The sequence below is a fragment of the Microcoleus sp. CAWBG58 genome (genome assembly GCF_020883045.1).
Lineage (GTDB): Bacteria > Cyanobacteriota > Cyanobacteriia > Cyanobacteriales > Microcoleaceae > Microcoleus.
The window spans coordinates 1-20434 of sequence record NZ_JAHRFA010000069.1 but is presented as its reverse complement, the minus strand read 5'-3'; the positions used below and the strand labels follow the sequence as shown (position 1 = coordinate 20434).

The 20434-nt window shown below is 46.4% G+C and carries 18 protein-coding genes and 1 riboswitch; of the genes, 8 read left to right on the top strand and 10 right to left on the bottom strand.

Features of this window, described 5'->3' with window-relative positions:
- Nucleotides 1-704: 704 nt before the first annotated feature.
- Nucleotides 705-917, bottom strand: a complete 213-nt coding sequence (locus QZ918_RS24900) for a helix-turn-helix domain-containing protein (protein WP_015176535.1) — start codon at nucleotides 915-917, stop codon at nucleotides 705-707.
- 164 nt (nucleotides 918-1081) lie between these two features.
- Between QZ918_RS24900 and QZ918_RS24895 the strand changes: the two genes are divergently transcribed.
- The gene (locus QZ918_RS24895; protein WP_527250436.1) at nucleotides 1082-1906 is read left to right on the top strand and encodes a DUF3038 domain-containing protein; all 825 of its coding nucleotides are present in this window, start codon (nucleotides 1082-1084) and stop codon (nucleotides 1904-1906) included.
- Between the two features lie 133 nt (nucleotides 1907-2039).
- Here the strand turns inward: QZ918_RS24895 and QZ918_RS24890 are convergent, their stop codons facing one another.
- Entirely contained in the window at nucleotides 2040-2198 is a 159-nt protein-coding gene (locus tag QZ918_RS24890; RefSeq protein WP_293339596.1) for a hypothetical protein, read from the bottom strand.
- Here QZ918_RS24890 and QZ918_RS24885 point away from each other — a divergent pair.
- Entirely contained in the window at nucleotides 2188-3783 is a 1596-nt protein-coding gene (locus QZ918_RS24885) for a DUF4335 domain-containing protein (RefSeq protein ID WP_293339593.1), read from the top strand. The two genes, QZ918_RS24890 and QZ918_RS24885, sit on opposite strands and share 11 nt — an antisense overlap.
- 428 nt (nucleotides 3784-4211) lie before the next feature.
- Here the strand turns inward: QZ918_RS24885 and QZ918_RS24880 are convergent, their stop codons facing one another.
- Entirely contained in the window at nucleotides 4212-4598 is a 387-nt protein-coding gene (locus QZ918_RS24880; RefSeq protein WP_293339590.1) for a VanZ family protein, read from the bottom strand.
- Nucleotides 4599-4824: 226 nt separating this feature from the next.
- Nucleotides 4825-5748, bottom strand: a complete 924-nt coding sequence (locus QZ918_RS24875) for a nucleoside hydrolase (RefSeq protein WP_293339587.1) — start codon at nucleotides 5746-5748, stop codon at nucleotides 4825-4827.
- Nucleotides 5749-5949: 201 nt separating this feature from the next.
- Here QZ918_RS24875 and QZ918_RS24870 point away from each other — a divergent pair, with 201 nt between their 5' ends.
- Nucleotides 5950-8049 carry a S9 family peptidase gene (locus QZ918_RS24870; protein WP_293339584.1) on the top strand — a complete coding sequence of 700 codons (2100 nt, stop codon included), beginning with the start codon at nucleotides 5950-5952 and terminating at the stop codon, nucleotides 8047-8049.
- 238 nt (nucleotides 8050-8287) lie between these two features.
- Nucleotides 8288-8506 (top strand): hypothetical protein, encoded by a 219-nt coding sequence (locus QZ918_RS24865; protein WP_293156610.1) that lies wholly within the window; start codon nucleotides 8288-8290, stop codon nucleotides 8504-8506.
- Nucleotides 8507-8635: 129 nt separating this feature from the next.
- Here the strand turns inward: QZ918_RS24865 and QZ918_RS24860 are convergent, their stop codons facing one another.
- The 5 genes from QZ918_RS24860 to QZ918_RS24840 form a co-directional block, all read right to left on the bottom strand.
- Nucleotides 8636-9427 (bottom strand): universal stress protein, encoded by a 792-nt coding sequence (locus QZ918_RS24860; RefSeq protein WP_293339581.1) that lies wholly within the window; start codon nucleotides 9425-9427, stop codon nucleotides 8636-8638.
- A gap of 55 nt (nucleotides 9428-9482) precedes the next feature.
- A complete protein-coding gene (locus QZ918_RS24855) occupies nucleotides 9483-10322 on the bottom strand; it encodes an ABC transporter ATP-binding protein (RefSeq protein WP_293339578.1) in 840 nt (279 codons plus the stop codon).
- A 206-nt stretch (nucleotides 10323-10528) separates the two neighbouring features.
- Entirely contained in the window at nucleotides 10529-11959 is a 1431-nt protein-coding gene (locus tag QZ918_RS24850; protein WP_293339575.1) for an ABC transporter substrate-binding protein, read from the bottom strand.
- Between the two features lie 149 nt (nucleotides 11960-12108).
- Nucleotides 12109-12957: a nitrate ABC transporter permease gene (ntrB, locus tag QZ918_RS24845; protein WP_293241276.1), complete on the bottom strand. Its 849-nt coding sequence runs from the start codon at nucleotides 12955-12957 to the stop codon at nucleotides 12109-12111.
- A gap of 99 nt (nucleotides 12958-13056) precedes the next feature.
- A riboswitch (cyclic di-AMP (ydaO/yuaA leader) is annotated at nucleotides 13057-13268 on the bottom strand.
- Between the two features lie 509 nt (nucleotides 13269-13777).
- Nucleotides 13778-15115 carry an ArsB/NhaD family transporter gene (locus QZ918_RS24840; protein ID WP_293339572.1) on the bottom strand — a complete coding sequence of 446 codons (1338 nt, stop codon included), beginning with the start codon at nucleotides 15113-15115 and terminating at the stop codon, nucleotides 13778-13780.
- Nucleotides 15116-15234: 119 nt separating this feature from the next.
- Between QZ918_RS24840 and QZ918_RS24835 the strand changes: the two genes are divergently transcribed.
- The 3 genes from QZ918_RS24835 to bchD all read left to right on the top strand — a co-directional run bounded on the left by QZ918_RS24835 (nucleotide 15235) and on the right by bchD (nucleotide 18476).
- Nucleotides 15235-15939, top strand: a complete 705-nt coding sequence (locus QZ918_RS24835) for an RsbRD N-terminal domain-containing protein (protein ID WP_293339567.1) — start codon at nucleotides 15235-15237, stop codon at nucleotides 15937-15939.
- A gap of 31 nt (nucleotides 15940-15970) precedes the next feature.
- On the top strand, nucleotides 15971-16099 hold the full coding sequence (locus tag QZ918_RS24830) for a hypothetical protein (RefSeq protein WP_293339564.1): 129 nt from the start codon (nucleotides 15971-15973) through the stop codon (nucleotides 16097-16099).
- A 301-nt stretch (nucleotides 16100-16400) separates the two neighbouring features.
- Nucleotides 16401-18476 carry a magnesium chelatase ATPase subunit D gene (bchD, locus tag QZ918_RS24825; RefSeq protein WP_293339561.1) on the top strand — a complete coding sequence of 692 codons (2076 nt, stop codon included), beginning with the start codon at nucleotides 16401-16403 and terminating at the stop codon, nucleotides 18474-18476.
- 108 nt (nucleotides 18477-18584) lie between these two features.
- On the opposite strand, the gene QZ918_RS24820 is transcribed toward bchD, so the two are convergent.
- Nucleotides 18585-18938, bottom strand: a complete 354-nt coding sequence (locus tag QZ918_RS24820) for a PEP-CTERM sorting domain-containing protein (RefSeq protein WP_293174537.1) — start codon at nucleotides 18936-18938, stop codon at nucleotides 18585-18587.
- A 568-nt stretch (nucleotides 18939-19506) separates the two neighbouring features.
- Between QZ918_RS24820 and QZ918_RS24815 the strand changes: the two genes are divergently transcribed.
- Nucleotides 19507-20235 carry a Bax inhibitor-1/YccA family protein gene (locus QZ918_RS24815; protein ID WP_293339558.1) on the top strand — a complete coding sequence of 243 codons (729 nt, stop codon included), beginning with the start codon at nucleotides 19507-19509 and terminating at the stop codon, nucleotides 20233-20235.
- The last annotated feature ends 199 nt before the right edge of the window (nucleotides 20236-20434 follow it).

Below are 20434 nucleotides of genomic sequence, written 5' to 3'. Positions count from 1 at the left end.
CTCGTAATTATAAGTCAATACGGTTTACTTAATGCTTTTGATGAATTTCATCTGACGATTTTTGGATGATAAAGAGGTGAAGTAGATATTAAGAAGATTTTACCGCAGAGAACACAGAGAACACAGAGAGGGGAGGGATAAAAGGTTTTTTACGACATCCAAAACCCTCGCAATACTCTTCCCTCTGCGCCCTCTGCGCCCTCTGTGGTTCAAAACTCTTCTCTTAATGAAGTGGATTATATTTCAATACGGTTTACTTAATGCTTTTGATGAATTTCATCTGACGATTTTATGGCAATACAGCCATTTTGGGCAAGTCAGATTTTTCTTAAGTCAACTGTATTGAATTATAAGTACGAAGTAGTGGCCCATATAATTTGAATTTTTTCAGTGTCCCCGAATCTCCTGAGCCAATACGATATTTTGTATCTATCGCGTACCCATCAACAATCAGATCGCACGGCTCATCGCTTCCCACTTTAAATGCTGGCTGAAAACTACTGCAATATGCTTTGCACGTTTCAGTAACTAACAATTGCCAACACATACCTAGCTCGCGTCCCCAATATTGCCTATTTTCTTTTTTTATTATGGGAGAGATCCCAAACACATCCATTAAAATATCGTGTTCTTCATTCTCTTCTCCGTAAACTTTCTCGGTAAATTAATTTTGGTATCTTGCTAAAATTTGCTTTCTTTTTCTTTCAGTCATCATCAGTTACCAGTTCAGCTAAACTAACGGATAATGCCTTGGCTATTTTGCTGGCATTAAGCAGCGTTATATTCCTTTCACCTCGTTCAACTGAGCCAATATAAGTACGATGTAATTCAGATAGTTCTGCAAGCCGATCTTGGGAAAGATTTCTGAGCTTTCTGAAATGTCTAACTTTTTTACCAAATTGCTCCGTAATATCCATAGATTGCGCCAGATTAAGCAACGACAACTATAATCTGACAGACTATGAGTATCGACAGACTATGAGTAGCATTAGACAGAGCTAGTCTCGATCTTTGGATTTATACAAGTCCCGGTAGTTTCAAAGCACTGATTTGATTTCGGTCACTCTGCGGCGTAGGATGGTTGGGGGTAAAAATTTATGGGTTTTTCTGGTTGCTGTCGATCGAACTTGCAACCGCAACTTTCAACTCGCAAATCCGTCCAGCAACTAGGATTGCCGGAATCCAAGCAACGAGTTATGGAGACCAATTAACAGAATCTGCTTTTGTCCGATCGCAAACCAAAAGCATTGCATACTGTCGATATCCTGCCTCAACCTGTCTTATTTCCCGTGCCCAAGCCATGCGCTCGACTGTAAAGCCCTCCGCTCCCACAAACGAAACGGGCCCATCTCCCAACTGGGAAGAATTGACCCAAAAAGCACCAGAACCTACCCAGTTGGACAACATTAAAGCCCAACTGGATTTAGTGCTGTTAGCCCTAGAAGCCCTGGCAGAAATTGGCTCAGAGGCCATGCTCAAGGTAGCAGCCGAACTGAATTTAGAGCCAATGGTAGCCGATCGCGTGGCTTTGTGGCGGCTGCGACAGTCGAACCCGCTGCGGAAAGGCCAGGGAGGACGGAAAAAACTGGATGTGGAGGAAGCTCGATCGCTCGTTTTGATCAGCTGTAATTTGGCAAAACAGCATCAAGCTTTAATCCGCCGCGCCGTGGCTTTGCTGGAACAAATGGCTGAGCAAAACCGCGAACCTCACACAGTCGCTTTGTTGGGAGACTATATTGATAGGTTTAGCAACACTTATGCCGATCGCATGGAAGATGCAGAAAGCTTATCGGCAAAAGAACTAACTAATTTGGCCCTCAAACTCCTGATCGATTTGCTATTTTACAGCAGTCCCGGCGGCCACCGGCGCCTCTGGGTAGCCCTCCTAGATCGTGCTAAAAATTAAACAGAAATTTATGAAATTGCGATCGGACGAGAATAACGACAATGATAAACATCTGCAACAGGCAAGATGCCTGTTCCACCAGAAAGTTTATTTATTGTGGAACAGGCATCTTGCCTGTTCCTAAAAAAGCTTGTTAAGAATGTTGCAAAATATCAGATAAAACATAGTTATTCCTTCTTCCCTCTTCCTTCTTCCCTCTTCCCTCTTCCTTCTTCCCTCTTCCCTCTTTCTTCTTCCTTCTTCCCTCTTCCTTCTTCCTTCTTCCTTCTTCCTTCTTAGCTATGGCTCTCAAACGCTACACGCCCCCCACTTGCACGCTGGAAATTACAGCCAAAAGTTCGCCTCTGTCTCGCTGGGCGGGCAAACCCGTGTTTAAATCTTTAAATTTCGAGTTGCGGCTTGATGACCCCAGGCTACCAGATACCGAACACGTTACTCTCAGGGGCGATCGACTGCAACTCGAAACCCTTCACGAAGCAGTCACCAACTACGTCCAAAACTTCCTCGGCGAAGCCCGCGATTGGGACAACAACCTCAACTCCCAAACAGGTTTTACCACAGCCCCAGACTCGCCAGAAGTCGCGCGCAATGTCGTTACATTCGATCGACCCCCCAACACATCCGAACTAGCAACCGCAGCCCCAAACACTACCTACCTGCCAGTTCCCCCCCGCCTAGAACCCCGCGGCTTGCTCGCCCACAACTTGTTTTTAGGCTCGTTGAGCGCCGCCGAATCCGGGCCGGAAGTACACTTGAGTACCCTCCAACTCTTTGACTTGGCCACCGCACTAGATGACTGCGCCGCCGAAGTCATGACACTCCCCAACCTCAAGCGCGATCGCGCACAAGCCAAAGCATTACCATGGCTGAATATCGCAGCAATCCTAGTCGCCAGCGTCGGAATGACGACGGGAATTGTTAAAATGCTCGATCGATCGTCCTCCAACACCTCCCCAACAACCGCCACAGCCCCCACCACAGCCCCCACCAACCCACAATTTACCCCCGCACTCCCGCAGCCCCAAATACTTGCCGGCGCCACCGCCAGCCCAGTTCCCGCCCCCACCACATCCCCAACAGCAACACCAACACCAACAGTCGCAGCCACACCAGGCTTACCCCCCCTACCGCCCCCGCCCATCAACACCGCCGCCACCCCCAGCCCCAGCTTGCCCCCAATCGCCCTAGCCCCAAGCCGAAGCACCAACAAACCCAGCCCCATCCAGCAGCCACCCCTGCTATTCCCCCCCAACAGCAGCGCACCCGCAGCATCACAGAGCGCCCCAGCCCTCGGGGGAGGACAAATCATCACAATTCCCGATCCCGCAGGGCCCCCAATTGGCGTCCCCCAAGCACCCTACCTGCTACCCCCCATACCGCCGAGACTAGCTCCCGCCGTACCGCCCCCCCTGCCGCCATCCCTATCTGCATCGCGATTGCCAGTTCCCCCACCGCAATCATTCCCCCCCCTCCCCCAGCCGATTTCCCCCCCCAGCACCGAACTCCCACGCCTTGAGGACACTAAACCGCAAGCAGAGTCAGAGGACAACAACGAGGCTACCGCCAGCAAAAAAAACCGCACTTTATTTGATACAATTCCTCAAGTTTCAGAAGCTAGAACCTACTTTGAGGAACGCTGGAAGCCACCAGAAGGAATGGAACAAACCTTGGAATACAGCCTCCAGATCGATGAAAACGGCTCAATTCAAACTATTGTCCCGATGGGCAAAGCAGCGGCCGATTATATCGATCGCGCTAGTATGCCTTTAGTCGGCGAGCCGTTTGTTTCCGCCGTTACTCATGGAAAAAACCCGAAAATTAGAGTTGTATTGAGACCAAACGGTCGAGTACAAACCTTTTTGGAAGAGACTAATTGAACGATCGCAAACACATTTTATTGACATTTGCTTCATTTTATGGTGCAAAAATATCCTTTATCTTAAGAATCCCCGTGCCTGTATGCCGGGGAGCGTCAAAATAAATAAATACAACATTAGTCGATAGTCGATCGCCCCCGTCAACCGATGCGCCGAATATCACCCTACAAACTCAACTTCTTTTTCCTTCTTCCCTCTTCCTGATGACTGATAACTAATGACTGATAACTAATGACTAATAACTAATTACTGATAACTAATGACTAATATAGCCTTTCTCAAAAAGATGAGGCATGACTAACAGCTTATATAACCACTAAACTAAGAGGGCTAAAGCCCAACAACATACCTTATCTTCTGATAACTAATAACTAATAACTAATAACCAATAACTAATAACTAATAACCAATAACTAATAACTTCTCTCTCACTTCCCTTTTTCTTTATCCCAAGCTTCCCCAATCCAATAAAAAACTAAAATTCCAGCAAAACTCGCTAAAAAATCTTCAATACTAGCACTACGATTGGGTAAAATCGCTTGCAGCATTTCTTCCCCAGCAGTGAACATAGTAAACAGTGCTGGCCCGAAAGGAATTGGATAATTCAACACCATCATCATTTTTTTGCCAGTTGCTCTATGGCACAAAAAAGAGGAAATTCCGTACAAAATAAAATGTCCGAGTTTGTCAAAAGGCGGATGAGCCAGAGGAAAATTCACTAACAGCCCCATATCTGCCAGTAGCATAATACCGAGAAGAATCAAAAAATACACAACACACGCAACAATCCAGAATTTTTTTGAGGATAATTTCATCGGATTTTTTCCACTATCGACAATTGACGAACCGAGTCCACGCCGCTTACCGCAATTTTGTTGGATTTGTGAATGAGATTTTTTTTGATTAACCGCAGAGGGCGCAGAGGGCGCAGAGAAAGAGAGGAAAGAGAGGAAAGAGAAGATAGCGTAAATATTTGAGTTAGGGCGGGTTTTGTAGGGATATTTTTGGCTAACAACCCGCCTCTACCAGATATTGTTATGCTTAACGCGCCCACTGTTGCAATATGTAATTGTAAAACTTTTCCGTATCTACTCGATCCATTGCTTGAATTTTTCGCCCTCCTGTTTTAACTTTTGTACGTCCTTGACTGATACCTTCGGTAACTATTTCCGTTTCCCATTCTCGCAGTTCGTAAAATTCTGGATGTGCCAAATAAGCCGTTGCCAAAATATCCCAAAAATAGTAATCTTGAGATATTGCTAAAGCATAACACTGTCCTGCTAAATCGGAAATCGGATATTTGCGCTGTCTTGCTAAGCGATTGGAAAATTCAACAGTCAGCGGTACATTATTGGTGATATCTAAAGGACACATCACAATCGGAATTTGTGTTTGCCAAACTCTATCAATTGCGATCGGATCCCAGTAAGCATTCCATTCCGCTGACATATCTTGTCCCGGTTCCATATCTTTGCTAACATTACCTATAACATTGAGCGCCCCTCCCATCCACACAATTTCTTTGATTTTGCTTTCAATTTCTGGTGCAATATCTAAGGCTTGTGCTACTGTTGTTAGCGGCCCCGTTACCATTAATGTGACCGGTTCCTTGGCATCCCGCAAAACTCCCACCATAAAGTTTTGTCCGGGTTCCGATATTAACGGCGTGTCAATGGTTGCTTTTTCATTTAGAATGGGAAGGCGATCGCACGCAAAGGAATCTCGCCGAAACAAAACCGGAAACGGATTCAACCCCCGCACCGTACTCGCCGCCACCGGCACCTCTGAACATCCCATCAAATCAAGGATTTTGCGGGTTGCACTCACCGCTGGTTGAATGTAGCAATCCGCCGGAGTGACAATTACTCCCAGAGTTTCCACTTCTTCCATTGTCATCAGCAACACGACTGAGAGATAGTCGTCAACTGCACCGTCGTGATCCATGAGTACCAATTTTTTCGACATTTTGCTTCCCTGGTGAGTGAATTACTGTAAAGTAAAAATATAAATTAATTTATACCGACAACACAACCGTCTCAACTATAACAAATCTCAACCATCAATCAACCCATTTTTTTCTCTTTCTCTTTCTTCTCTTCCTTCGCGTACTTCGCGCCTTCGCGGTTCGCAAAAAAAAACTCAGCCACAAATCATTAACTATTCTATATGAACGCAGTATCACCTTACGGCTCTTGGAAATCCCCCATTACCTCTGATTTAATTGTTTCTGGAACTGTCGGACTCGGACAAATTGCGATCGACGGCGATGATATTTACTGGGTAGAAGGAAGACCATCGGAAGCAGGAAGAAGCGTCCTCGTGCGGCGGACTCCCGACGGTAAAATAACTGACGTAACACCGCCTCCGTTCAACGTTCGCACTCGCGTCCACGAATACGGTGGCGCTGCTTTTGCAGTTTCTGATGGCGTGGTTTATTTCTCTCATTTTGCCGACCAAAGAATTTATTGTCAAACATTAAATTCTCCGCCCGAACCTTTGACACCTGCTGCTCAATGTTGCTACGCAGATGTAATTTTTGACAAACCAAGAAATCGCTTAATTTGTGTGCGCGAAGACAATGCAAGTGAAGGCGAATCTGTGAATACAATTGTTAGTATTAATTTAGATAACGGCGAAGATATTCAAATTTTAACTCAGGGCAACGATTTTTATGCTTCCCCTCGTTTGAATCCTGACGGTTCTCAACTTTCCTGGATTTGTTGGAACCACCCAAATATGCCGTGGGATGGCACAGAATTGTGGGTTGCAGAAATTAATGCTGATGGTTCTTTAGGCAAAAAAGATTTAGTTGCGGGCGAGGTTGATGAGTCAATTTTTCAGCCGGAATGGTCGCCTGATGGAGTTTTATATTTTGTTTCTGATAAGTCGAACTGGTGGAATTTATATAGAACCCCCCTCAATCCCCCCTTGCTAAGGGGGGAGGCAAGAGCAGGCACAGAAGCCGATCGCACCCCCCTCAATCCCCCCTTGCTGGGGGAGGCAAGAGCAGGCACAGAAGCCGATCTCACCCCCCTCAATCCCCCCTTGCTGGGGGAGGCAAGAGCAGGCACAGAACCCTCTTTAGCAAGCAGGGGGGCTGGAATAGAACCTTTGTGCGAAATGGCCGCTGAATTTGGACTTCCCCAATGGGTTTTTGGAATGTCTACCTATTCCTTTGTCTCGGAAAGCAAAATTATTTGCACCTACACTCAGCAAGGTAAGTGGCATTTGGCAAGTCTCGATTTGACTGCAAAACAGTTGACAAAAATTGAAACGCCGTACACTGATATTTCCTCGGTCAAAGCGCGCGGAGAAATAGTTGTTTTCCTGGCAGGTTCGCCGATCGCATCTACAGCTATTGTACAGCTAAATTTAGCTACAAGTCAACGGAAAATCTTGCGAAAGTCGAGCGATTTAAACATCGATTCTGGTTATCTTTCTGTACCGGAACCGCTGGAATTTCCAACCGAAAATGGTTTGACTGCTTTTGGCTTCTTCTATCCTCCGAAAAACCAAGACTTCGCTGCACCTGTGGGTGAAAAACCGCCACTTGTTGTCAAAAGCCACGGCGGCCCGACTGCTGCTACTTCTAGCAGCATGAATTTGAAAATTCAATATTGGACGAGTCGCGGTTTTGCGGTGCTTGATGTCAACTACGGCGGTAGCACTGGTTACGGGCGCGAATACAGAAGAAGGCTGCAAGATAGTTGGGGTATTGTTGATGTTGATGACTGCGCTAATGGTGCTAAATATTTAGCCGAACAGGGTTTAGTAGACGGCGAAAGAATGGCGATCGCCGGAGGCAGTGCAGGGGGCTACACGACTCTGTGCGCTCTAACTTTCCGCGATGTGTTTAAGGCTGGTGCGAGCTATTATGGCATTAGCGATTTAGAAGCTTTGCTAAGGGATACTCACAAGTTTGAAGCGCGGTATTTCGATGGATTGATCGGGCCTTATCCCGATCGCCAAGATTTGTATGTAGCTCGATCGCCCATTCATGCAGCCGAAGGTTTATCTTGTCCCGTTATCTTCTTTCAAGGATTGGAAGATAAAGTCGTGCCGCCCAATCAAGCCGAAATGATGGTAGAGATATTGAAAGCTAAAGGTTTGCCGGTTGCTTATGTTGCTTATGCAGGGGAACAGCACGGTTTTCGTCGCGCTGAAAATATTAAAAGAACTCTTGATGGGGAACTCTATTTCTATTCCCGCGTGTTTGGGTTTGAGTTGGCTGAACCGGTGGAAGCAGTGCCGATTTACAATCTTTAGCAAAAATTAAGTTTGCAGTTGCTGTGTTTGCGAGCGCACACAACTATAAAGTTGTAGCATAATTTGGCAATATTGGATGTGATATTGTTCACAAATTGTGCCGTTTATTATCACAAATTGTGCTGTTTATTATCACATCTTGTAAGGCAATAGACCGAGAGAATAAGAGAGTGCGATCGATCTTTGTTAATGCAGATAAAGACCGATCGCGCGATCGCCGAGTTCTGGCTCAATCGCAATGCAAACCCCTGTCAACCTAATTCCATCTGCTTTGGGCGAGTTGTTTGCCGAAGTGAATCATAGAGGCTACATTACTGTAGCCGATCGCTACGGTTTGCTGGCGGCTATTTTTGACGAGACTTTGACTGAGGATGACAAACGCTCTATCGATCGCCTCCTGCGCTCTGTCTGCCGGGGCAGGATAAAATTAGTTGATGAACTTTCTGCGATCCGATAAGCATTCAACAACCCTTAATAAGACTCATCAATCTAGCGTTTTTGAAGCAACAGAAGCACCAACCGCGCAGGGATCTTAACTCGCTCGCGCTATAAAATCCCACCTCAAAGGCTTCCATTTCCCACAAGTTTAACGTGCAGGCATAGCTGTAGCCAACTGCAAGTTGCTCAAACTTTCTTCGGGCCCCAAATCCATCGGATAGCTGAGTGCGGCAGGAATCCCCAACACGCAGCAGGGAAAATTCTTGCCGAGTTGCCTAACCAGCGGGTGGTTGCGAGAATTGCAGCCTAAAAATAGTAAATTTGCCGATTCTAATTCTACCACATTTCTCAATTCTGTCGCAACTTTACCGATGCGTAAATGAGCTTTGAATAAACCGCGCCATTCCTCAGCCAAACAGCGGGCTTGCCACAGCAACTTATCTGCTACCTCATACTCATTGTTTGGACAGAAAATTGCTCGAAAATAAGGAGGATCGATCCAGGTTGCTCGCTGGGATACCGATTGGATTTCTGCTGTAGGTAATGCGATCGCAGGCGCTGCACAGTAAAGAGCCGATTTTTCCTCTAAATCCGACAGTTTGGGCTTCGTAGCCCAGGCATTTTCCACACCCAAACTACAAGTATTTTCATCGTAAATGTTGGGAGTTTCGTCGAGTACGTAGACGACTTGCACCGTGACTTCTTGAGTTGTTACTAAACGAGTTTGATGAGCAATCCAAAGGGTAATATCGAGAGCTGTTTGACTTTGAGGAGAACTGTTGTAACCCACAATAAAATTGATAGATTTTGTCGGTTTTGTCGGTTTTGACTTTTTCTTAGAAACAGGGACTTTTGACTCCGGCAGCAACACCATTTCTTCCGCTAAGTTTTGGCATCCTAATGCACTTTCAAAACGCGCTAAAATTGTTTTGAGATTCACAGGCTAGACCTCTCTTAAGTGAATTTTTTTGTCGGTTCTTCTAGTCGCCCTTGGGTTATTCGTCTTGAGTAAAGTAGCGATCGAGAAAATTCAAAGCATAGTTTCGCAGTTCGTAATATTCCTGAGATTCCCGCAACTCCTGGCGATCGCGCGGATGCGAAAACGGCACTGCCAAAATCTCGCCGATTGTCGCCGCCGGGCCGTTTGTCATCAACACAATGCGATCGGACATATAGATAGCCTCGTCCACGTCGTGGGTAATCATCATTGCAGCTTGTCTGTGATTTTCCCAGATATCGAGCACCTGTTTTTGCAACTTGCCACGAGTCAGAGCATCCAGCGCTCCAAATGGTTCGTCCATTAATAACATCTTCGGCCGAAGTGCCAAAGCTCGCGCAATCCCAACCCGTTGCTTCATGCCCCCTGAAATTTGATCGGGATATTTATCTGCTGCTGCTGTTAAGTTTACCATTGCTAGGTGTTCGTTGACAAGGCTAATCTTCTCAGCGCGGTTGAGATTTTGCAAAACTTCATCAACTGCTAGGCGAATGTTTTCCCGCACCGTCAACCAAGGCAGCAATCCGTAGTGCTGGAATACCATCATGCGATCGGCTCCAGGTTTGCGAATTTCTTTGCCTTCTAGTGTCACAATTCCGCTGCTTTGTTTTTCCAAACCTGCTACTATTTTCAGCAGCGTCGATTTGCCACAACCCGAGTGACCGATTACCGAAATAAATTCGTTGGAACCAATACTTAAGTTGACATTGTCCAAAACGCTAAATTCACTGCCATCAGCATTTTTATACGACTTGAACAAGTTGTTGATTTCGAGAAAATTAGAGGAGTTGTGACCTTGGCTATTAGTATTGATTGAAGCAGTAGTATATTGAGTCATTTGACGTTCCTGATAATTGTTTATTGGTTATTTATTGTATATCTCGCTTGTAGCTGAGTCTCGATCCCCCTAAATCCCCCTTAATAAGGGGAGTAGGGGTTGACTTTGAATGCTCCGGTTCCCCCCTTATTAAGGGGGGCTACGGGGGATCGAGGAGCAAGTGGGGAACGCGAGGAATGTAGAAGGAAGACAGCAGATATCAAACTTTAAGACTGAAAAAAAGATTGAGGGCGATTGGCTCGAATTTCAAAACTATTCAAATAACCCACCGGATCGCTGGGGTCAAATGCTTTTTTGTCAATGAAAACTTCCGCAGGTTCGACTTTGTAATCATCCTGGGGACAATCGATCGCCATTTCGGCAACAATCTTGCGGTAAAGGTCGGTCTTCCAAGCTTGTTTAGCTAATTCATCAGCATTTTTAGGCACCTCCTTAATGTGTCCCCAGCGGGCGGCTTGAGTCATCAACCAAATACTGTGAGACTGCCACAAAAATGTTGAATGATTTCCCGGTATTTGGGGTAAGTTCTTAGGAATGTCATAGAAAATTGTGGTATCTTCCGCTATTATAGTGCGGTCTTTATCGTCAAACCCACCATAGTTGTATTCCCCAACTATTCCCGGTCGAGTAAATTTGTCGATCGCCCCATTTTTAGGTTTAGCCCCCGTAAAAGATCGATCGGTCAACAATGCTGCTATTTGACTGCGATTTTCCGGTTTGCTGCAAAACTGACAAGCTTCCACCATTGCCTTCACCAGCGAGTAATAAGTCTTCGGGTTTTCGTCAATGAATGATTGCATTACTCCCAAAACGCGATCGGGATGTCCCAGCCAAACTTCCTTGCCTTGCGCGAAGGTAAACCCCACGCCCGAATTACCTTTAATTGCCCGCGTATTCCAAGGTTCTGCCACCATGTAAGCCTGCATCGCCCCGATTCTCATATTCGTTACCATTTGAGGCGGCGGCACAATAATTACCCGAAATTCTTTGAACGGATCGACACCGGCAGCGGCGGATATATAACGCACAAAGTATTCGTAAATAGCAGAACTTAGTACAACTGCCCAGACTTTATTTTCTACTGGTTGGCTCTCAAAAAAACCTCGGAATTGTTTGCCAAATTCTTCTAAATTGCCGTTGTATTCGTGCCACGGGCGCAAACCAAAATCCCACATCGCTTTGCTCATCGTCATCGCGTTGCCGTGGCGGTGAATTGTCATTGCCGCGCACATTGGTGCGTGACGCGCTCCTTCGGCACCTATTCGGGCGTTTGTGACGGCGCCGGATACGACTGGGGAGGCGTCCAGGCGCCCGAAAATCAGGCCGTCGCGGGAGGTTGCCCAGCTTGCTTCGCGGTTGAGTTTGACGTTTAAGCCGTATTTGCGGAAAAATCCTTTCTTCCAGGCGATCGCAAATGGTGCACAATCGTTAACGGGTACGTATCCTATGGTTAAATTGGGTTTTTCTAAGGTTTGGGAATTGACGATCGGCTTTACCGCTTCGGCTTCTTCTGTGAGTCCTTTTGCCGATCGATCCGCGTTAATTCCACAACCAGATAAAGCCATTCCCGCCGCCGCAGCACCCATTCCTTGCAAAAACTCCCGCCGATTCCATTCATTGGAAAAGTTATCACTCATATACAGTTAACAGTTGATAGTTGACAGCGTTAATCAGTTGACAGCGTTAATCAGTTGACAGTTGACAGTTAACAGTTGACAGTTAACAGTTGACAGTTGACAAATAACCAATAACCAATAACCAATAACCAATAACCAATGACTACTGACTAATGACTCTCGATCGATCGATGCGTTACCAATTCCTGAACCTTGCCAACAGCCCAATCGAGCAGCAAACCAGTTAAGCCAATTACAAACACTGCTAAAAATACCGAACTTAGATTCAAACGGCTCCACTCATCCCACACAAAAAAGCCAATTCCTACACCACCAGTTAGCATTTCCACCGCCACAATCACCAGCCAAGCAATCCCCAAACTAATCCGCAAGCCAGTAAAAATGTAAGGCAAACTCGCAGGCAAAATTATCTTAGTAATTCGCCTCCAGCGCGGCATTTCCAACACTCGCGCCACATCCAGATAATCCTTGGAAACGCTAGAAACTCCTAGGGCTGTGTTGATAATTGTCGGCCACAAAGACGTGATAAATATGACAAAAATTGCCGACGGATCTGCTAAATTAAAGATTGATAGAGCGATCGGCAGCCAAGCCAGCGGCGACACCGGTTTGAAGATTTGAATCAGCGGATTGAGCGCCATCATCGCCGGTTTCGACATCCCGATCAGAAATCCCACGGGAATCGCCACAACGGCACCCAGCAAAAATCCTAGCAACACCCGCCGCAAACTCGCCAGCAGCAGCCAGCCAATGCCTAAATCTCCCGGCCCGCGCTGATAAAATGGATGCAATATGTAATCTAAATTAGCTATTAACGCTTGATACGGAGTGGGAATTAAATCGCTTTTGAAGCTGGCAACAATCCACCACAGGCCAAGAATTCCCAAAAAACCCACCGCCGGCAACAATACATTATCTCGGATGATGACGGGTTTTGTTCGTTTCCAGGCAGCTTGTCCGGCAATTGCGATCGCAGATAAATTAAGTTGAATTGACATTTAAATCTCCTCAGAGTCAGGGGCGGTACAAGAATCTTGAACAATACCAACCGGAGACACTGACGAAGCCAAACTATCTATTGAAGACAAGTTGACTCTTCAGTCTCTTCTCAATGCCTGCGAAGTTAGCTGACGGGCTAGGACTGAGAGATGTCCTTCTCTAAAGATTTCAAACTCAAAATTACACTCAAATTTGGCAATTTTTAACTTTGGTTTTTAATTCTGTAGGGATTCGCCCCGAAAATTGGTTCCTCCGCTCCAGCCACACGCTTTGTTTGAGGGCGCAGCGCTGGATTAGGCTTGACTTTTTAAGCCAATTTAAATTAATCTAGCACGACTTTCTCATCCTGTCAATACGTCTTTAGGATTAGGTAGGGGCGATCGGCAAACCTCAAAAGTTGAGAGAAAATTCAAAAAGTTAATATTAAACTAACGTAGAGATCTAAAATGCGATCGCTCGCTTCATTTGTATGCAACAGCCACGATAGATTTTAGGCAAGCGCTACAGGATAAAATTGAGACAATTACCGAAAACTCGATCGAGGCTGTTCGCTCCGACGAGCAAATCGGAACCACCAAGCAACTCACCTACAATTCCGTGCGTCACAGCCTTCGCATCGTATTAAACACATTACCCCTTATTTCGTTCTATCTTCAGAAAACTAATGAGATCCAATCCGATAGCATTGTCCTGTATTAATCTCTTAATTCTCTCTCTGTGTCCTCTGTGTTCTCTGCGGTTAAATCACTCTGATGCAACGGGAAGCGATATGAATAATGCTCGCTCTTGAGAGATAGCAAAACATGACTCATGACTTCTTCAAATCAGAAACCGGATAGTTACATAAATAGCAGCAGCCACCAATTGCAAAGCCATCACAGGAAGCCCGTAACGCAGAAAAGTTTGAAAAGAAATCCGGCGCCCGTGCAACTCAGAAATTCCCGCCGCCACAATATTAGAAGAAGCTCCTACCAAAGTGCCATTTCCCCCTAAAGTTGCCCCGTACATCATCGCATAAAACAGTGGCAGCACCGCAGGTGGAAACTGCCCTGCAAAATCCGGAGCCAGCACTTCTGTCGGTGCGAGTCCGACATTGACAACATACTGTTTTAACAGCGGCACCATCGCCACCACCAGCGGAATATTTGGCACTACACTTGATAGCAAACCCACAAAGAATAACAGTGTCAAAGAACCAAGAAAAATATTTTTACCTAAAATAGCTGCTAAAATTCCCGACATCCCAGCGATAACTCCGGTTTTTTCCAAACCGCCAATTAAGACAAAGATAGACATAAAAAATAGCAGCGTACTCCAATCTAAATCCCGCAAGATATTGTTCAAAGAATCTATTTTGGAATGGTGAGCCAAGAGCATTGATAAAGCTGCTCCCAACAAAGCAACGGCTGCTGGTGAAATTGGCACGGGCAGCGACTCTCCCACTACAAAAAATGTCAGCACGAAAGCTATAATAAAACCGCCCACCGCTAACACTCGCGGATGATTTATTTTTGGGTGCGGCAAATGTTCCAAATCATCCAATTCTTTCTGCCAGATTTCGGGGAACATCCACGGCAACATAACTAATATAACTCCTACGGCGATCGCCCCGCCCAAACTTAACTTTAGCAGGTAATCTACAAAGCTCATGTTAATCGCATCGCCGACTATGAATGTCGCCGGATCGCCAACGATTGTCAGCAGTCCCGAACTGTTGGCTACAAATACCATTAAAATCAGCAGCGGCACAAAATCTACACCGACTTCTTCTGCCATTGGCGGTATTAACGGTGCTAGCAGCATGACTGTCGTGGCGTTGGGTAAAACTGCACAAATTGGGGTAGTAATTCCGACAATACCAAGCAAGAGATTTTTGCCTTTGCCTTTCGCCAACAGCACCATTTGAGTTGCCAAGTAGTCGAATATCTTGGTAGGTTCAAAGGCTCTTACCATTACCATGACTCCGAAAAACAAGCCCAGCGTTCCGTGACTGCGACTGATATATTCGATCGCGTCGTTTAACGTCATCACGTGGGTAAAAACCAGAATTAGCGCTCCCAGAAATGCTGCAATTGTGAGATGTATCCATTCTGTAATTATTAAAAAAACTACACCGATAAATGTGACCGCAGCGATCGCAGCTTGCACGTTTTCCATTTAGTCCCCTGACAAAATTAAAACTTAAAAATTAAAACCTCTCGGTTTGAGGAATCCTACTACTTTATGGCGATTGTGTCAATAAGTTTAAATGCTCCTTTTGGTGGCACCAAGCTGGAATGTATTCAGAGAGAGAGTTGCGGCCCAGGGAAAAATTAGCTCGAAACTACTTCTTTTGGGAGGCTCGCGATCGCCCGAAGTTTGGTCTGGCGATCGGGCGATCGCTCAACTACAATGAAACATGGGGAATATCTGCCAAACTTCACCCCCGCGCAGAAATTATGGACTACAGCCAACTGCTCATCCTCAAAAACTCGATTGCAGCAGTACGCTTGGATCGGAAAATAGAAAGCACTGACACCTTGCCGTATTCTGCGATCCCAAATCACATACCTCACCTGTTGGCAGCAATGGCGACAGTGCTTTCACAATCTCAAAACAGCGACATAAAAGCAATAATTGCAGCCAGTTTAGAGCATGGCTTTCTGCGAGCAGAACAAGGCTACGACGCAGCAGAAGTAGCCCGGGAGTATCATTTATTGCGTCAAGTAATCTTCTCTCACTTAGAAGCCAAACTGGTAGCAGGAACCACTGCTTATGTATTCAGAGTTTTTCGGCTCATAGATGCCGTAACAAACGAAGCAATTGCCCAGTGTTTCGATAGCTACGTCGCTCAGCAAATCCAGCAACTTCAACAAATCCCAAGTCAGTTAAAACTCAACAATCAAGAACTGAATCCTCTTGCCAGCATCAATATACTTCAATTGCAAAAATTGGTAAAAACCCTGAAATTATCTGCGTTGCATCTGTGTTCATCTGTCTGAAATCTGCGGTTTATTTATCAATCAAAGACTTATGCAATTAACTCACGAACTCAAAAATTACCTCAACTCAATTATCGGTTATTCGGAACAGTTTTTACGCCAAGAAAAATGGCAATCCGAAATCAAAAATACTCTCCCCGAAATCAAACACATCCAGTGAGTATTGCCCAACGACCGACAGTTGCGGCGCCTGATTAACGATACCTTAGAAGTTTCTCGTGCCGATGCCGGTTAAATTAAACTTAACCTGCGACAAACTAATGTACAATCTCTAATTAATACAATCATGGAATAATTCTATTATCTCAGTTACAGGCAATTGTGCCTATAAAGGTTGAATGTTTGAGAATCTTTACACTCGGAAAATTAAAGCCGTCCTATAAGGACTGGGCTTTAGACCCAGTTTTTTGGTAAGCTAAACATTAAGTTTAAATTTTTAGAGCCGAAAATCAGAAAATCCTATGCCCGCAGCCAACCTTAGCCCTTCCACAGCATCCTTTCCCCTCACCGCCGTAGTTGGGCAAGAAGCAATCAAATTAGCCCTGCTGTTGGCAGCAGTAGATCCCGGATTGGGAGGAGTTGCGATCGCCGGACGCCGCGGTACAGCAAAATCAGTAATGGCCCGCGCCTTGCATTCCCTACTGCCACCAATTGAAATTGTCAAAGACTCTTTTTGCAACGCTGAACCTGATGAAATTATTGCAGAAAATGCCTCTGACCTGTCAGAAGAAAACGGGCAAGATGCCCGTTCCACAAATACAAATCCAGCCACCGAAATAATTCCCACACCCTTCATTCAAATTCCCTTGGGTGTCACCGAAGACCGACTCTTAGGTTCAGTCGATGTCGAACAATCAGTAAAATTCGGTCAAACTGTATTTCAACCCGGACTCTTAGCCCAAGCAAATCGAGGCGTACTTTATGTTGACGAAATTAACCTCCTCGATGACAATATTTCCAACCAATTGCTCACAGTATTAACCGAAGGCCGCAACCAAATAGAGCGCGAAGGAATTAGCTTCCAACATCCCTGCAAACCTCTGTTCATTGCCACCTACAACCCAGAAGAAGGCCCCCTCAGAGAACATTTGCTCGATCGCATCGCGATCGTCCTTTCCGCCGACGCAGCCCTCGAACTACAAGAAAGAGTCCATGCAGTAGAACAAGCTTTATCCTACTCCAGCTCGCCCCAAGAATTTCTCAACCAATACGCCGAAGACACCGACAACCTCAAAACCCAAATCATCCTTGCCAGAGAATGGCTCAAAGATGTCACCATTAAACGCGAACAAATAGCCTACCTAGTAGAAGAAGCCATCCGCGGCGCAGTTCAAGGACACCGCGCCGAACTGTTCGCAGTCCGAGTCGCCAAAGCCGCCGCCGCCATTGAGGGACGCACAGAAGTTAACGCCGAAGACCTTCGCCGCGCCGTAGAATTAGTCATCGTACCCCGCGCCACCATCGTCCAAACCCCCCCAGACGAAAACCCACCTCCTCCTCCCCCACCACCGCCACCCCCAGAACAATCGGAACAAGAACAAGAAGAAGACGAGGAAGAAGAAGACAAAGAAGACGAACCGCCAGAAGAACAAGAAGAGACTAACATTCCCGAAGAATTTTTGTTTGACCCCGAAGGTGTAATTCTCGACCCCGACGTGCTGTTTTTCGCTCAAAATGCCAACCGCCAAGGCAAATCCGGCAGCAGAAGCACCATTTTCTCCGAAGATAGAGGCCGCTACGTCAAGCCAGTATTGCCCAAAGGCCCCGTGCGCCGTATCGCTGTTGATGCGACGCTGAGGGCGGCCGCACCTTACCAAAAAGCCCGTCGCGACAGGAATTCAGATTCAGAATCCACCGCAAGTTCCAGCCAAAATCGAGAAAAGCGGGTATTTGTGGAACAGGGAGACATTCGGGCGAAGCGCTTGGCGAGAAAAGCTGGAGCTCTAGTCGTCTTTGTCGTCGATGCTTCCGGTTCGATGGCGCTCAACCGGATGCAGTCGGCCAAAGGTGCAGTCATGCAGCTACTCACCGAAGCTTATCAAAGCCGCGACCAAGTTGCGCTGATTCCCTTTCGCGGAGAACAAGCGGAAGTCCTGCTACCGCCGACTCGCTCGATAGCCTTGGCCCGCAAGCGTTTGGAACGGCTCCCCTGCGGTGGCGGTTCCCCCCTCGCCCACGGTTTGACTCAAGCGGTGCGCGTGGGAGTCAACGCGCGACAGTCTGGAGATATCGGTCAAGTGGCGATTGTTGCTATTACTGACGGACGCGGTAATATTCCTTTGGCTCGTTCTTTGGGCGAACCGATTTTAGATGGCGAAAAGCCTGATATTAAGAAGGAATTGTTAGAAATTGCTGCTAAAATTCGCGGTTTGGGAATGCAGTTGCTGGTGATTGATACCGAGAGCAAGTTTATTTCGACGGGTTTTGCGAAGGAGTTGGCCAAGACTTCGGGCGGGAAATACTATCATTTGCCGAAAGCTTCGGAACAGTCGATCGCAGCTATGACAAAAAATGCTCTGCGCGACGCGATCGGCTAAAATCCTTAAATCGAGATTCACTAGCCACAATTGTGGCAAAGGCATCTTACCTGTGTCCTGAATTGTGGCACAGGCATCTCGCCTGTGTTCCATCTGCCTCTTAACAATCTAAAAACTTTGATTTTTGCCAAAACTCTCCTGTTTAACTCTCCCTCTCCGGCGAGTCATCACCAGCGAACCGGCGACTAAAACCAACCCCGCCAGCATTGAAGGCTCAGGAATTTTAACCGGCCCAGCCGCCCGGTTTACCGTTCCCGAGTTCGGGCTCGGTAAAATTGTACCTTGGGCGGATTGACCAGTCAGAGCCAGCAGCAAATGTTCTGAACCCTGCGATGAAGTGGCAGTAGAAACGGCACTGACATTAGCTGCAAGGGCAGCTTGACCGCCGGAAATAAGGGTAGTTGCCGCCAATAGAATTCCGGCGGCCGGTGGCAATAATGTGCGAGCAAAAAATGTGGGCATTAGATATTACCTGTTTGGCATTTTGTCGATCGAACTAAATACTTTCACGATTAATTTGCTTTACATACCCTGTCTAGACCAGTTTCGCAACCCACCCAACCGCTTAAAAAATTAAGACTTATTTTATAGTTGAGATGATTCAGCTTTCCGGGCTGTAGTTTCAACTAAGTCACCAATCAAAAAACCTAAAATCAACTGGAGTCCCTGACTCAATCATAAACTGCTCAATCCCAAATCGTAAATCCCAAATTCCAAATTGATTAACTTCAGCTATGTATTTGCAATGCGATCGACTTTTAGGTTGCCCATCGCCGCCAATAGCACCGGTACTTTAACCTTAATTATAGGTTTGCGACGACTGACAACGGTCTCAGAGCTCGTCCCCAGACAACTACCACAGGGTGGAGATTTACTTGTACGCCGTTGATTATAAACAATCACTTCCAGGTAGAAAGTGATCTCACCCCCGTTCTTTATCAAATCTTTAAACTATTTCATGTTTTGTCAACAAACTGTAAAGCTGTCAAAATAGAGATAGCAAATCTCAGCCAAAATTAGGTAAATCCTCGTGAGTAACACCAGCAACTTCCGCGAAGCCGTGCGCGAGGCCAAAAACCACGCACTGGTTGGCCCCAACGTCATCGCTAACGCCCTCCCCTTCGTGGGCGGCGGACTTGTCTTAACTGCTGTCGGCACCTACGGCGGCCTCGGAGTCATCCGCAACTATCCCGGAATCTTCTTTCCGACGTTTCTTGGCGCGATCGTCCTAGAATTAATTCTGTTCTTCGTCGCCAGCGCCGCCGCCGAACAAAACAATAAAAACACCGCCTTGCCCCTGCTGGCAACCTACAGCCTGCTTTCCGGCTACACCCTCAGCGGATTGGTGTTTACAGCCCTCAGAACCCAAGGCGTCGGCATCGATGGCATCGGTTTTGCAGCCCTAGGCTGTGGGATTACTTTTATCGCCGCCCGCCAAATTGGCTCCAACCTTTCCGAACAAGACGGCATGGCTCTCACCAAAACTATCAGTTTAGGTGTCATTGCTTTGTTCGTAGTCATTTGCGGTCAATTGCTGCTGTCGCTTTTCGGCGTTTACACCCCAACCTGGTTGGAAATTGGTATTTCTGGTATCGGCGTGTTTATATTTGCTGGTGCTGCGATCGTCGATTTTTACATCTTACCCCGCAGCTACCGCGACGACCAGTATTTGCCCGCCGCCCTGTCGATGTACTTGACCTACATCAACTTGTTCATCTTCATTCTGCGCCTGATGATTGCTCTCAACGGTCGCGATTAATCTAAACTGTATTTGTTAAAAAACCGCGACTGAATCCGGTCGCGGTTTTTTAATTTTTATTTAGTCATTAGTCAAAACTGTAGTTTAGACTAACCAAAGATGAGAACGGTGGCAAAAGAAGAACTAGAGCCACCGCGCTGGGAGAGAATGAGGGTGAAAAAGAAAACCTATCCACTCCTTAAATGAACAGTGAACGATT

What these genes read in the sequence shown, in the direction of transcription:
- QZ918_RS24900 (WP_015176535.1), bottom strand. Translation starts at nt 917, where the DNA reads ATGGATATTACGGAGCAATTTGGTAAAAAAGTTAGACATTTCAGAAAG.
- QZ918_RS24885 (WP_293339593.1), top strand. Translation starts at nt 2,188, where the DNA reads ATGGCTCTCAAACGCTACACGCCCCCCACTTGCACGCTGGAAATTACA.
- QZ918_RS24880 (WP_293339590.1), bottom strand. Translation starts at nt 4,598, where the DNA reads ATGAAATTATCCTCAAAAAAATTCTGGATTGTTGCGTGTGTTGTGTAT.
- QZ918_RS24875 (WP_293339587.1), bottom strand. Translation starts at nt 5,748, where the DNA reads ATGTCGAAAAAATTGGTACTCATGGATCACGACGGTGCAGTTGACGAC.
- QZ918_RS24870 (WP_293339584.1), top strand. Translation starts at nt 5,950, where the DNA reads ATGAACGCAGTATCACCTTACGGCTCTTGGAAATCCCCCATTACCTCT.
- QZ918_RS24865 (WP_293156610.1), top strand. Translation starts at nt 8,288, where the DNA reads ATGCAAACCCCTGTCAACCTAATTCCATCTGCTTTGGGCGAGTTGTTT.
- QZ918_RS24855 (WP_293339578.1), bottom strand. Translation starts at nt 10,322, where the DNA reads ATGACTCAATATACTACTGCTTCAATCAATACTAATAGCCAAGGTCAC.
- QZ918_RS24850 (WP_293339575.1), bottom strand. Translation starts at nt 11,959, where the DNA reads ATGAGTGATAACTTTTCCAATGAATGGAATCGGCGGGAGTTTTTGCAA.
- ntrB (WP_293241276.1), bottom strand. Translation starts at nt 12,957, where the DNA reads ATGTCAATTCAACTTAATTTATCTGCGATCGCAATTGCCGGACAAGCT.
- QZ918_RS24840 (WP_293339572.1), bottom strand. Translation starts at nt 15,115, where the DNA reads ATGGAAAACGTGCAAGCTGCGATCGCTGCGGTCACATTTATCGGTGTA.
- QZ918_RS24835 (WP_293339567.1), top strand. Translation starts at nt 15,235, where the DNA reads ATGTATTCAGAGAGAGAGTTGCGGCCCAGGGAAAAATTAGCTCGAAAC.
- QZ918_RS24830 (WP_293339564.1), top strand. Translation starts at nt 15,971, where the DNA reads ATGCAATTAACTCACGAACTCAAAAATTACCTCAACTCAATTATCGGT.
- bchD (WP_293339561.1), top strand. Translation starts at nt 16,401, where the DNA reads ATGCCCGCAGCCAACCTTAGCCCTTCCACAGCATCCTTTCCCCTCACC.
- QZ918_RS24820 (WP_293174537.1), bottom strand. Translation starts at nt 18,938, where the DNA reads ATGCCCACATTTTTTGCTCGCACATTATTGCCACCGGCCGCCGGAATT.